The sequence below is a fragment of the Stenotrophomonas sp. 10L48 genome (genome assembly GCF_056395105.1).
On sequence record NZ_JBFTIX010000004.1, the window covers coordinates 289,184 to 301,615 of the forward strand.

Annotated in this window: 13 protein-coding genes; all 13 read left to right on the forward strand. The window is 66.4% G+C overall.

The window, feature by feature from the left end; translation table 11 throughout:
• The first annotated feature begins 218 nt into the window (after window positions 1–218).
• The 13 genes from AC1DCU_RS08780 to rnt all read left to right on the forward strand — a co-directional run bounded on the left by AC1DCU_RS08780 (window position 219) and on the right by rnt (window position 12,144).
• Window positions 219–1,430, forward strand: a complete 1,212-nt coding sequence (locus AC1DCU_RS08780; RefSeq protein WP_025875370.1) for an OprO/OprP family phosphate-selective porin — start codon at window positions 219–221, stop codon at window positions 1,428–1,430.
• Window positions 1,431–1,540: 110 nt separating this feature from the next.
• Window positions 1,541–2,320 carry a PA3715 family protein gene (locus AC1DCU_RS08785; RefSeq protein WP_442251039.1) on the forward strand — a complete coding sequence of 260 codons (780 nt, stop codon included), beginning with the start codon at window positions 1,541–1,543 and terminating at the stop codon, window positions 2,318–2,320.
• Window positions 2,321–2,456: 136 nt separating this feature from the next.
• Window positions 2,457–3,476 (forward strand): phosphate ABC transporter substrate-binding protein PstS, encoded by a 1,020-nt coding sequence (pstS, locus tag AC1DCU_RS08790; protein ID WP_025875374.1) that lies wholly within the window; start codon window positions 2,457–2,459, stop codon window positions 3,474–3,476.
• 481 nt (window positions 3,477–3,957) lie between these two features.
• Window positions 3,958–5,046 carry a phosphate ABC transporter substrate-binding protein PstS gene (gene pstS / locus AC1DCU_RS08795; RefSeq protein ID WP_025875376.1) on the forward strand — a complete coding sequence of 363 codons (1,089 nt, stop codon included), beginning with the start codon at window positions 3,958–3,960 and terminating at the stop codon, window positions 5,044–5,046.
• A gap of 82 nt (window positions 5,047–5,128) precedes the next feature.
• Window positions 5,129–6,097 carry a phosphate ABC transporter permease subunit PstC gene (gene pstC / locus AC1DCU_RS08800; RefSeq protein ID WP_025875378.1) on the forward strand — a complete coding sequence of 323 codons (969 nt, stop codon included), beginning with the start codon at window positions 5,129–5,131 and terminating at the stop codon, window positions 6,095–6,097.
• Complete coding sequence (pstA, locus tag AC1DCU_RS08805; protein ID WP_032951813.1) at window positions 6,097–6,960, forward strand: phosphate ABC transporter permease PstA; 864 nt, start codon at window positions 6,097–6,099, stop codon at window positions 6,958–6,960. The genes pstC and pstA overlap by 1 nt, the downstream gene beginning before the upstream one ends.
• A gap of 19 nt (window positions 6,961–6,979) precedes the next feature.
• Entirely contained in the window at window positions 6,980–7,810 is an 831-nt protein-coding gene (gene pstB / locus AC1DCU_RS08810; RefSeq protein ID WP_025875381.1) for a phosphate ABC transporter ATP-binding protein PstB, read from the forward strand.
• 64 nt (window positions 7,811–7,874) lie between these two features.
• Window positions 7,875–8,582, forward strand: a complete 708-nt coding sequence (phoU, locus tag AC1DCU_RS08815) for a phosphate signaling complex protein PhoU (protein WP_049465163.1) — start codon at window positions 7,875–7,877, stop codon at window positions 8,580–8,582.
• Between the two features lie 180 nt (window positions 8,583–8,762).
• Window positions 8,763–9,113 (forward strand): HvfA family oxazolone/thioamide-modified RiPP metallophore, encoded by a 351-nt coding sequence (locus AC1DCU_RS08820; protein ID WP_442251038.1) that lies wholly within the window; start codon window positions 8,763–8,765, stop codon window positions 9,111–9,113.
• The gene (locus AC1DCU_RS08825; protein WP_442251037.1) at window positions 9,100–9,975 is read left to right on the forward strand and encodes an HvfB family MNIO-type RiPP peptide maturase; all 876 of its coding nucleotides are present in this window, start codon (window positions 9,100–9,102) and stop codon (window positions 9,973–9,975) included. Before AC1DCU_RS08820 ends, AC1DCU_RS08825 begins: the two co-directional genes overlap by 14 nt.
• The gene (locus AC1DCU_RS08830) at window positions 9,968–10,723 is read left to right on the forward strand and encodes an HvfC family RiPP maturation protein (RefSeq protein ID WP_280884153.1); all 756 of its coding nucleotides are present in this window, start codon (window positions 9,968–9,970) and stop codon (window positions 10,721–10,723) included. Before AC1DCU_RS08825 ends, AC1DCU_RS08830 begins: the two co-directional genes overlap by 8 nt.
• A 23-nt stretch (window positions 10,724–10,746) precedes the next feature.
• Window positions 10,747–11,268 carry an HvfX family Cu-binding RiPP maturation protein gene (locus AC1DCU_RS08835; protein ID WP_442251036.1) on the forward strand — a complete coding sequence of 174 codons (522 nt, stop codon included), beginning with the start codon at window positions 10,747–10,749 and terminating at the stop codon, window positions 11,266–11,268.
• Between the two features lie 291 nt (window positions 11,269–11,559).
• Window positions 11,560–12,144, forward strand: coding sequence for a ribonuclease T (gene rnt / locus AC1DCU_RS08840; RefSeq protein WP_032951815.1), 585 nt, complete (start codon window positions 11,560–11,562; stop codon window positions 12,142–12,144).
• Window positions 12,145–12,432 lie beyond the last annotated feature (288 nt).

Consider the following 12,432-nt stretch of genomic DNA (forward strand, 5'->3'; position numbering starts at 1 on the left):
ACGCATGGCGTGGATTGGCTGGAAAATCCATCCACGCATGGCGTGGCTCTACTGCAACCGGGGCGCAATCCGCGCGTCATACGTAACCGGTTTCAATGGCAGGCCCAGCCGTGACGGGGCCTGCGGCGGATCGCCGCCGTGCGCGAACTGTCACATTTACGCAATCTTCACGTTTTAGCCTGCGCGCATCTTCCCACCTGCCTGCAAGGCTCCTCTCCATGAAACTGCATCACCAGCTCCTGACGATCGCCGTGGCTGCTGCGCTGTACGTGCCGGCCGCCCACGCCGAAGTCGCCATCGATGTGATCGGCGGTTCGGAAATCACCTTCGAAGGCCTGGTCCAGGCCGACGGCAACTGGTACGACAATGACGTCGTGGACCTCAACGGCGGTGACGCCGGCAACGGCAAGAACAGCGAATTCGAACTGCGTCGCGCCGAGCTGGTGCTGAAGGGCAAGGGCCCGGGCAACGTGGAATGGGTCGTGGGCTACGACGCCAAGGCCGACAAGTTCCTCGACACCAACGTGAAGTACAAGCTGCTGGGCAACGCCAACCACTTCATCCAGGTCGGCCAGTTCAAGCAGCCCAACAGCCTGGAAGAACTGTCCAGCACCAAGAACAACGACTTCATCTCCAAGGCTGCGGTCACCAACACCTACGCTGTCGCCCGTCGCCTGGGCGGTGCCTACAGCTACGGCCAGGACAACTGGTCGGTCACCGCCAGCGCCTTCGGCCGCGAACTGACCCGCAACCTGGCCCACGGCAGCGGCTACGGCGCGCGTGGCACCTGGGCCCCGATCAACGAGAAGGGCCAGGTCCTGCACTTCGGCCTGAGCTACGTCGACTACGACACCGACGCAGACACCCTGCGCGTGCGTGCCCGCCCGAACGCCGACCTGGCCACCGCGCGCCTGGTCGATGGCGGCAACATGACCGACACCGACCGCGTCAGCACCATCGGCGCCGAGGCGATGTACTTCCAGGGCCCGTTCAAGGCCCAGGCCGAGTACTACACCAGCAAGGCCAAGCGTTACGCCCATGACAACTACACCACCGACGGCTACTACGTCAGCGGCGTGTGGAATGTCACCGGCGAAAGCTGGAGCTACAAGGGCGGCACCCCGGGCACCGGCCTGCCGAACAACCCGGCCGGCGGCCAGTGGCAGCTGGGCGTGCGCTATGACCACATGGATCTGAACGACGGCAACCTCGCCGCCAATCCGGTGGCCGGCCGTCCGCCGATCGTCGATGGCGTGCTCGGCGGCAAGATGGACATTTGGACTGTCGGCGCGAACTGGTACTGGCGCTCGAACTTCAAGCTGATGCTCAACTACGTGATGGTCGACAGCAAGAAGTACAGCTCGACCGCCCGCGGCTTCGTCAACGACGATCCGAACATCCTGGAAGCCCGCGCGCAGTTCTTCTGGTAATACCGGAAGCACGCGTTCGAACGAAGGCACGGCCCAGGCCGTGCCTTCGTCGTTGTGGGCAGGCGGTGGCCGCGCGATGATGCCCTGCCCTGTCGACAAGGACCTTCGGGATGCCTTCTTCGCTCCGCCTGCGCCGCCTGCTTTGCGGTGTCCTGCTCGCTGCCCTGCCCGCCACTGCGTTTGCCTGTGACGATGCGGATACCGTGCGTGAGGCCGCGTATCGGCAGTTGCCGGCCGGCGCGCTGCCGGTCACGGCACGTTTCACCGATGCGGACAGCACGGCCTGCCGCGCGTGGCCCGCGCAGCCCGGCACGACCCTGCTGGCCGTCGCCCAATGGACCGCCCCCGCCTCGGAAGACGTGCGCGGTGGCGACCTGGACCTGCTGCTGATCGATACCGCCAGTGGCCAGCCGCTGGCCTGGACCCGCGTGGCCGATGCGGTCAGCAGTGATGCGCTGCGCTTTACCGGCCTGCGCCTGGACACAGCACGCTGGCAGTTGGACCCCGCCACCCGCGCGTTCGGCGTGCGCATGGACTACAGCGGCAGCTCAGGACCCAACCCGTTCGCGCAGACCGAACTGCAGTTGTTCGTACGCGAGGGCCGGCAGCTGCGCCGGGTGCTTGCCCCGCTGGCCGTCAGTGGCAGTCGCGGCGAATGGGATACGCGTTGCGCCGGCGAGTTCAGCCGCTTCGAGCGCACGCTGGAGATGGGCAGTGCCAATGCCGCTGGCCTGGCGCCGATCGTGGTGCGCGAAAAACGCACCGATACGATCAGCGTCGCCACCGGTGACGACTGCCATGCCACCGACACGACGGCACCCGTACAGCGCTGGACACTGCAGCCCCGCGACGGTCGCTATGCCGTTCCGGAGGCGCTGCGCGGGCTCTGAAGGGCGGGCTTGGGCACCGCCATGACGGCTGTCACGTTCGCGTCATATGACAGACGCGGGCGTGTCATGGAACCGTTATGGAATGTGCACCGAAACGTCGGGCAGCCGCCCCTCGACCACCCCAGGAGTCTCTCCCGTGATCCACGCCTTCAAGTCGCGCGCCGCCGTCGCCATTCTGGCCGCGTCGTCCGTGTTCGCCGCCAACGCCGCCGATGTCACCGGCGCGGGCGCCTCGTTCATCTACCCGGTGATGTCCAAGTGGTCGGCCGACTACAGCACCGCTACCGGCAAGAAGGTCAACTACCAGTCGATCGGTTCCGGCGGTGGTATCGCCCAGATCAAGGCAGCGACCGTGGACTTCGGTTCGTCCGACGCGCCGCTGAAGCCGGAAGAGCTGGCTGCCGCCGGCCTGGCCCAGTTCCCGTCGGTGATCGGTGGCGTGGTGCCGGTGATCAACGTTGCTGGCGTCGCCCCCGGCGCGCTGAAGCTGGACGGCCCGACCCTGGCCAACATCTTCCTGGGCAAGATCACCACCTGGAACGACCCGGCCATCGCCGCCCTCAACAGTGGCCTGACCCTGCCCAGCGGCAAGATCACGATCGTTCATCGTTCGGACGGCTCGGGCACCACCTTCAACTTCGTCAACTACCTGTCCAAGGTCAGCCCGGAGTGGAAGAGCAAGGTCGGTGAAGGCACTTCGGTACAGTGGCCGGCCGGCATCGGCGGCAAGGGCAACGAAGGCGTTGCTGCCTACGTGAAGCAGATCAAGGGCGGCATCGGCTATGTCGAACTGTCCTACGCGCTGCAGAACAAGATGTCCTACGCGGCGATGAAGAATGCGGCCGGCAAGATCGTGCAGCCGTCGGACGCCTCGTTCTCGGCCGCTGCGGCCAGCGCCGACTGGGCCAACGCCCGTGACTTCTACCTGGTGATGACCAACGCCCCGGGCGCTGATGCGTGGCCGATCACCGCCACCAACTTCATCCTGGTGCGCAAGCAGCCGAAGAACGTGGCGGGCGCCAAGGCCACGCAGGAGTTCTTCCGCTGGGTCTACAAGAATGGCGATGCGCAGGCCAAGCAGCTGGACTACGTGCCGCTGCCGGACGCGCTGGTGCGCCAGATCGAGACCTACTGGACGCAGAACCTGAAGTACTGAGTTCGTTGCAAGGCGTTCCCCCGCAGGAACGGGGCCGGCGGGTCCTCTCTCCCCCGCCGGCCCCACCGGGCGCTGGATCCTTCGGGGTCCGGCGCTCTTCTTCTTTGTAGGGTTGGTCGTGAAAGGCGCTGCGCTTCCCTTGATGAGTTGCTGCGGCGATGGGCCGGGCTGCGCAGGACGGCCGCAAGTACGTCCTTGTAGGCTCGGCCCATCGCCGCCTGATGGTTCATCGGGGCGCGGTGGGGTCATGGAAGGCAGGAGCGGGGGCAACGGTTACCCGGCCCTCCGCCGCGCTGGGGACCGCGCAGAAGCGCAGTTGGGGCTGTCAGCCGACCCGGCAGCCAACCGTGAATCCCGCGAAACCCTTGCCAGAACGTGATCCAGGACACCTCTGTCATGGACGTCATACGGCTGTAACAAAAACATCATTTCATAGCCGCATCCGCCGACACCGTCGGCTCTACCCCGCTATGGAGTGACCATGAAACTGCACTCGGCCAGCCTTGCCGCCCTTTCCCTGGCCATCGCCCTGGGCCTGTCTGCCTGCGGTGGCGACAAGCAGGCCGCACAGCAGCCGGCCGCTGACGGCGCCGCTGCTCCGGCCGCTGCCGGCGACAAGGTGACCGCTGAGGTCTCCGGTGCCGGCGCCTCCTTCATCTTCCCGCTGGTGTCCAAGTGGTCGGCCGACTACAACACCGCCACCGGCGCGAAGATCAACTACCAGTCGATCGGTTCCGGTGGTGGCATCGCCCAGATCAAGGCCGGCACCGTTGATTTCGGTTCGTCCGACAAGCCGCTGAGCAGCGACGAGCTGGCCCAGGCCGGCCTGGCCCAGTTCCCGTCGGCCATCGGCGGCGTGGTGCCGGTGGTCAACATCGACGGCCTGGAAGCCGGCAAGCTGCGCCTCAGTGGCGCCCTGCTCGCCGACATCTTCCTGGGCAAGGTCAAGACCTGGAACGACCCGGCCATCGTCGCCGCCAACCCGGGCGTGACCCTGCCGGACGGCAAGATCACCATCGTCCACCGTTCGGATGGTTCGGGCACCACCTTCAACTTCTCCAACTACCTGTCCAAGGTCAGCCCGGAGTGGAAGAGCAAGGTCGGCGAAGGCACCTCGGTGCAGTGGCCGGACGGTGTGGGTGGCAAGGGCAATGAAGGCGTTGCTTCCTACGTGAAGCAGATCAAGGGCTCGATCGGCTACGTCGAACTGGCCTATGCCCTGCAGAACGCGATGCCGTACACCTCGCTGCAGAACGCGGCCGGCACCTGGGTGCAGCCGAACGCTGAAACCTTCGCCGCCGCTGCCGCCAGCGCCGACTGGGCCAGCGCCAAGGACTTCAACCTGGTCATCACCAACGCCCCGGGCGAGCAGGCGTGGCCGATCACCGCCACCAACTTCATGCTGATGCAGAAGAAGCCGAAGGATGCCAAGCGCAACCAGGATGCGCTGGCCTTCTTCAAGTGGGCCTTCGAAAGCGGCCAGACCCAGGCCAACGAACTGCACTACGTGCCGCTGCCGGCCGAGCTGGTCAAGCAGATCGAAGCCTACTGGGCGACCGAACTGAAGTGATGGACCCGACGGTGCCCGCCACGTGCGGGCACCGTCTCCTGCACATCGTGCTGCCCCGCCCCTTCCTGGCCCTGCCGTCCCCATGAATGCCATCGCCCAGCCTGTAGCCGCCCCGTCCACGCGTGATACGCGTGATGCCCGCAACGACAAACTGTTCCGATGGGTGCTGGTCGGCACCGTCATCTTCGTCCTGATCGCGCTGGCCTGCGCCGCACTGTCGATGCTGTGGGGTGGTCGCCACGCCCTGCAGATGCAGGGCCTGAGCTTCTTCTTCTCCTCCGACTGGAATCCGGTCGAAAACAAGTTCGGCGCCCTCGCCCCGATCTACGGCACCCTGGTCACCGCGCTGATCGCGATGGTCATCGCCGTGCCGGTCAGCTTCGGCATCGCCTTCTTCCTCACCGAAGTGGCACCGCGCTGGCTGCGTGGTCCGGTCGGTACCGCCATCGAACTGCTGGCGGGCATTCCCTCGATCATCTACGGCATGTGGGGCCTGTTCGTGCTGGTGCCGGTGATGACCGAGTACGTCACCCCGTTCCTCAACGAAACCCTGGGCGAATGGCCGATCATCGGCCCGGTGTTCCAGGGCCCGCCGCTGGGCATCGGCATGCTCACCGCCGGCTTCGTGCTGGCGATCATGGTCATCCCGTTCATCTCCTCGGTGATGCGCGAAGTGTTCCTGACCGTGCCGACCCGCCTGAAGGAATCGGCCTACGCGCTGGGCTCCACCAAGTGGGAAGTGAGCTGGGACATCGTGCTGCCCTACACCCGCTCGGCGGTGATCGGTGGCGTGTTCCTCGGCCTCGGCCGCGCACTGGGCGAGACGATGGCGGTGGCCTTCGTGATCGGCAACAGCGTGCGCCTGTCGCCGTCGCTGCTGGAACCGGGCACCACCATCGCCGCACTGATCGCCAACGACTTCGGCGAAGCCACTGAAACCTACCGCTCGGCGTTGCTGCTGCTCGGCTTCGTCCTCTTCATCGTCACCTTCGTGGTGCTCGCCATCGCCCGCCTGATGCTGATGCGCCTGTCCCGCAAGGAGGGCAACTGATGTCCAGCACCGCTGACTCCCTGTACCTGCGCCGCCGCATCGGCAATGTCATCGCCATCGCGATGTCCTGCGCCACCGCGCTGTTCGGCCTGTTCTTCCTCGGCTGGATCCTGTTCACCCTGGCCTCCAAGGGCCTGGCCGGCATCAACCTGGATCTGTTCACCAAGATGACACCGCCGCCGATGCAGGAAGGCGGCCTGGCCAACGCCTTCTTCGGCAGTGCGGTGATGTGTGCGCTGGCGATCGGCATCGGCACCCCGCTGGGTGTGCTGGCCGGCACCTGGCTGGCCGAGTACGGCAACGCCCGCAAGGCCGGCACCGTGGTCCGCTTCGTCAACGACATCCTGCTGTCGGCCCCGTCCATCGTGCTGGGCCTGTTCGTCTACACCCTGTACGTGATGCAGACCGGCGGCAGCTTCTCCGCCTTCGCCGGTGCACTGTCGCTGGCCTTCATCGTGCTGCCGGTGGTGGTGCGTACCACCGACGAGATGCTGCGCCTGGTGCCTTCGCAGATGCGCGAAGCCGCGCTTTCGCTGGGCATTCCGCAGTGGAAGGTGATCGTGCAGGTGCTGTACCGCAGTGCCTCGGCCGGCATCATCACCGGCATCCTGCTGGCGCTGGCCCGCATTTCCGGCGAGACCGCACCGCTGCTGTTCACCGCCTTCGGGAACCAGTACTGGAACAGCAACGTGTTCCAGCCGATGGCCTCGGTGCCGGTGGTGATGAACCAGTTCGCCGGCAGCCCGTACGAATCCTGGCAGGTGCTGGCCTGGGCCGGCGCGCTGGTGCTGACCGTGTTCGTGCTGCTGGTCAGCCTCTCTGCGCGCGGCATCCTGCTGCGCAACCGTATCTCCCATGACTGACCTTTCCGTGGATACCGCCATGAACGACCTTTCCAACGCCGTGCCGATGCAGCGCATCGTCGTGCCGGCCTCGCACGAGAACCTGCACGCTCCGGCCCCGGTCAAGCTCGCCGCGCGTGGACTGGACTTCTACTACGACAAGTTCCACGCCCTGAAGGGCATCAACCTGGAGATCCCGGAAAAGCGCGTGACCGCGCTGATCGGTCCCTCCGGTTGCGGCAAGTCGACTCTGCTGCGCATCTTCAACCGCATCTACGCGCTGTATCCGAAGCTGGAAGCGCGCGGTGAGGTGATCCTCGACGGCGAGAACATCCTGTCGCCGAAGTACCCGATGAACCGCCTGCGCAGCAAGGTCGGCATGGTGTTCCAGAAGCCGGTGCCGTTCCCGATGACCATCTTCGAGAACGTGGCCTACGGCATCCGCCACCACGAGAAGCTGTCCAAGGCGGACATGGCCGACCGTGTCGAGCACGCGCTGCGCCAGGGCGCGCTGTGGGACGAAGTGAAGGACAAGCTCAACCAGAGCGCGCTAGGCCTGTCCGGTGGCCAGCAGCAACGTCTGTGCATCGCCCGTGCCGTGGCCCTGCGCCCGTCGGTGCTGCTGCTGGACGAGCCGACCTCGGCGCTGGACCCGATTTCCACCAGCCGCATCGAGCAGCTGGTGGAAGAGCTCAAGCACGAGTACACCATCGTGATCGTCACCCACAACATGCAGCAGGCCGCGCGCGTGTCCGATTACACCGCCTTCATGTACCTGGGCGACCTGATCGAACACGACCGCACCGAAGTGATCTTCTCGCAGCCGTCCAAGCAGCAGACCGAGGATTACATCACCGGCCGGTTCGGCTGATCGGCGCTGACGCTTCGTCACCTGTCCCAGCCAGGCGCGCCTGGCTCTACCTGGATTGCAGAACATGAACCTTCCCAACGACCACATCGTCAAAAGCTACGACGAAGAGCAGCAGCGCCTGGTGGCCGAAATCGTGCGCATGGGCGAGATGGCCGTCGCCCAGCTGGAGGCGTCGATGGACGTCATCGAGAAGCGCGATGAGAACGCCGCCCATCGCATCATCGCCAACGACGAAGCGATCGATGCGCTGGAACAGCAGATCAGCCACGACGTGATGCGCCTGGCGCTGCGTGGCCCGATGGCCCGCGACCTGCGCGAGATCCTCGCCGGCCTGCGCATTCCGGCCGATATCGAACGCATCGGCGACTACGCGGCCAACGTCGCCAAGCGCTCGATCGCGCTGGGCAAGGTGCCGCCGCTGCCGCAGATCCAGGGCCTGCGCGCCCTCGGCCGCCTGGCCGCACAGCAGGTCCGTCGCGCCATTGCCGCCTACCGCGACAACGATGCCGATGCCGCGCTGGAACTGCGCGAGGACGACGCCCGCCTGGACGCGCAGTACACCGCGCTGTTCCGCGAGCTGCTGACCTACATGATGGAAGACCCGCGCAACATCACCCCGTGCACCCACCTGCTGTTCATGGCCAAGAACCTGGAGCGCGTGGGCGACCATGCCACCAACATCGCCGAGAACGTGTGGTTCCTGGTGCACGGCGAACAGCCGCTGCCGCCGCGCCAGAAGCGCGACGAGACCTCCAGCGCGGGCGATATCTGATACTGCACTGCAACACCGGATTCGACTCCAGGGTGGCCGCTGTCCTCGTGACAGCGGCCTTTTTGTTGGCGCTGCAATACTTCTCACGAAAATTTGAATTCCCGGCGAGGATTCGTTGAGTAGGATCGCTGCACCATCGCTTCACCACGGGCACCCGCCCACCACCCAGGAGCACGACCGATGAGCACCTCCAACAAGACGCTGTCCCTGCTGACCGCCACCGCCCTGGCCGCAGGCCTCGGCATGACCGCCTCCGCCTCGGCCCTGAGCATGACCGACCTCGCCCAGGGCTACCTGGTGGCCGGCCAGGCGGCCAAGGCCACCGATGCGAAGGCGACCGATGCAAAATCCGCCGATGCGGCCAAGCATGCCGAAGGCAAGTGTGGCGCCGACGGCAAGAGTGCTGAAGGCAAGTGCGGCGGCGACAAGAGCAAGGCAGCGGCCGGTGCGGACACCAAGGCCAAGACCGGCGGTGACAAGAAGTCGGCCGAAGGCAAGTGCGGCGAAGGCAAGTGCGGTGGCAAGCACTGACGTCCGCGCCGGCGTCGTCCACCCGAGGTCGCCGCTTCCTGCGGCGGCCGTGGGCCTGGGCCTGCGCCGTGCCCTGCTGCAGGACCTGCGCGATGCACCGGCCGGCGATTTCGATTTCCTCGAATGCGCGCCGGAGAACTGGATCGGTGTCGGTGGTCCCGCAGGTGACGCGTTGGCCGAACTGGCGGCGCGCCATACGTTGAGCTGCCACGGCCTGTCGTTGTCGCTGGGCGGCAGTGCCCCTCTGGATACCCAGCTGCTGGCGCAGGTGGGTGCGTTTCTGCACCAGCATCAAGTGCCGCTGTACAGCGAACACCTGAGCTACTGCAGCGACGAGGGCCACCTGTACGACCTGCTGCCGATTCCATTCACCGATGAAGCGATACGCCACACCGCTGCCCGCATCGCCCGGGTGCAGGACATTCTCGGCCGCCGCATCGCCGTGGAAAACGTGTCGTACTACCTGGCGCCGGACCCGACGATGGACGAACTGGCCTTCACCACTGCCGTGCTGGCCGAGGCCGACTGCGATCTGCTGCTGGACGTCAACAACGTCTACGTCAATGCCTGCAACCATGGCTACGACGCCGATGCCTTCATCGCCGGCCTGCCCGCACAACGCATCGTCTGCCTGCACGTGGCCGGGCACCTGGACGAGGCGCCGGACCTGAAGATCGACACCCATGGCAGCCCGGTGATCGACCCGGTGTGGGACCTGCTGGCACGCACCTACGCCCGTATCGGCCCACGCCCCACCCTGCTCGAACGCGACTTCAATTTCCCGCCCTACGCCGAGCTGCGGGGCGAACTGCAGACCATCCACCGCCTGCAGGCCGCGCATGCCGGAGCCGCCCATGGCTGATGCCCCCGAACGCCTGCGTGCGCAGCAGCACGCGTTCACCGCGCACCTGCGCGACCCGGCACAGGTACCGGCGCCGCCCGGCATGGACCCGCGTCGGGTGGCCGTGTACGAACGCCTGCTGTTCAACAATCTGTTGGGGTTGTTGAGCAATGGCTTCCCGGTCTGCGTGCGCCTTCTGGGCGAACCGGACTGGAGTGCACTGGTGCGCCACTATTTCGCCAGCCACCATTGCCACACCCCGTTGTTCACCGAACTGGCTGCCGAGTTCGTGCAGTGGCTGCAGGTGCAACCGGAGCTGCCGCATCCGGCGCTTGCCGAACTGGCCCACTACGAGTGGGTGGAGACCGCGCTGTACCAGCTGCAGGCCGATCCGCTGCCGGAACCGGGCAACATCGATCCGCTGCAGGTGCCGCTGCGCCGCTCACCGCTGGCCTGGCCGCTGCTGTACCGCTGGCCGGTGCATCAGCTGGGTAGCGAAGATGCACCGTCGCAACCACCGGCAGAGCCCACCGGCCTGCTGGTGCGGCGCGACGCTGATGGCGCGGTGCGATTTGCCACCCTGACCAGCCTCGCAGTGCATCTGCTGACCCTGATCGGCGAGTCCCCCGGGGCCACCGGCCAACAACAGCTGCAGCAACTGGCCGCCCTGCACCACCTCGATCCTGGGACATTGGCCGCCCCTGGCGCGCACCTGCTGCAGCAGTTCCTGCGTGCTGGCGTGATCGGTCCGCTCCCCGCTTCACCCTGACGCCCCTTCCAGGAGATGCACCGATGAAGACCCCGACCCTGGCCGCCGCACGCGGCCAGCTGGACCGTTTCGCCCCGTGGTTGGCCCCGCTTGGCCTGCGCCTGCTGCTTGCCTGGGAATTCTTCGAATCCGGGCGCGAGAAGCTGCACGGGCAGAACTGGTTCGCCGATCTGCAGGATGCTTTCCCGTTTCCGTTCGACCAGCTGCCCGCTGCGCTGAACTGGCAATTGGCCACCTGGTTCGAACTGGTGGGCGCAGCGTGCCTGCTGTTGGGCTTCGGCACCCGCGTTGCGGCCGCCAGCCTGCTGGTGCTGACGGCTGTGGCCACGTATGCGGTGCACTGGCCGGCCGAATGGAGCTCGCTGGGCGATCTGGCGATGGGCTATGCGATCAGCGATCAGGGCTTTGGCAACTTCAAACTGCCGGTGCTGTTCATGGCGATGCTGTTGCCGCTGCTGTTCACCGGTGCTGGGCGCCTGAGCGTGGATGAAGTGCTGGCGCGCTGGTATCCGTCGGGCCCCACGGCGCGGCCTGTGCTCCGGTAGATGCCGACCTTGGTCGGCGCGCAGGGTGCCAACCAAGGTTGGCACCTACCGGGATCCCGGGCGACGTGGTCGGCGCACGCCGCGCCGTCCGGTAAATGCCGTCCTTGGTCGGCGCACGCCGCGCGGTCCGGTAGATGCCGACCTTGGTCGGCGCGCAGGGTACCAACCAAGGCTGGCACCTACCGGGATCCCGGGCGCTCAGGGTCGCTCTGCTAGAATCCGTACATGACCGACCCCACTTCCGCACCTGCCGCCCTCCCTGTTTCCGACGTACCCCAGGCGCAGCGCGCGATGTCACAACGCTTCCGCGGCTTCCTGCCGGTGGTGGTGGATGTTGAAACCGGCGGCTTCGACAGCCAGCGCAACGCGCTGCTGGAAATCGCCGCCGTGCCGATCGAGATGGACGAGAACGGCCTGCTCTACCCCGGCCAGACCGCCAGCGCCCATGTGGTGCCGGCCGAGGGACTGGAGATCGACCCGAAGTCGCTGGAAGTGACCGGCATCATCCTCGACCATCCGTTCCGGCTGGCCAAGGAAGAGAAGGCGGCGTTGGACCACGTCTTCACTCCGGTGCGTGCAGCGATGAAGAAGTACGGCTGCCAGCGCGCGATCCTGGTCGGCCACAACGCGCATTTCGATCTCGGCTTCGTCAACGCCGCGGTGGCCCGTACCGGGCACAAGCGCAACCCTTTCCACCCCTTCAGCGTGTTCGACACGGTCACCCTGGCGGGCATTGCCTATGGCCAGACGGTGCTGGCACGCGCGGCCACGGCGGCCGGGCTGGGCTGGGATGCCAACGAGGCGCACAGCGCGGTGTATGACACCGAGCAGACGGCGCGGTTGTTCTGCACGATCGCCAACGCCTGGCCGCGGTGAAGCAGCCAACGGCGGAGCCCCTCGTGGCGGGCTGACAGCGATTCCTGGGCGGGCCGGGCGGGTGGACTGCGCAGGGGACGCTGCAAGTACATCCCTGTAAGCTCGGTCGCCGCATCCATGCGGCTCACGCCCCTGTGCAGCCCACCCGCCCGGCCACGGACAGTTTCCCGGGCGCCACGGAAAGATCAGAAAAGCGGGAGCAACAGCGGGTCGCTGCGCTCGATGGATCCTGCCGGCTAGGGCTGTGGTGAGTCACCTTTTTGGTGGGTGCCGACCGTTGGTCGGCAC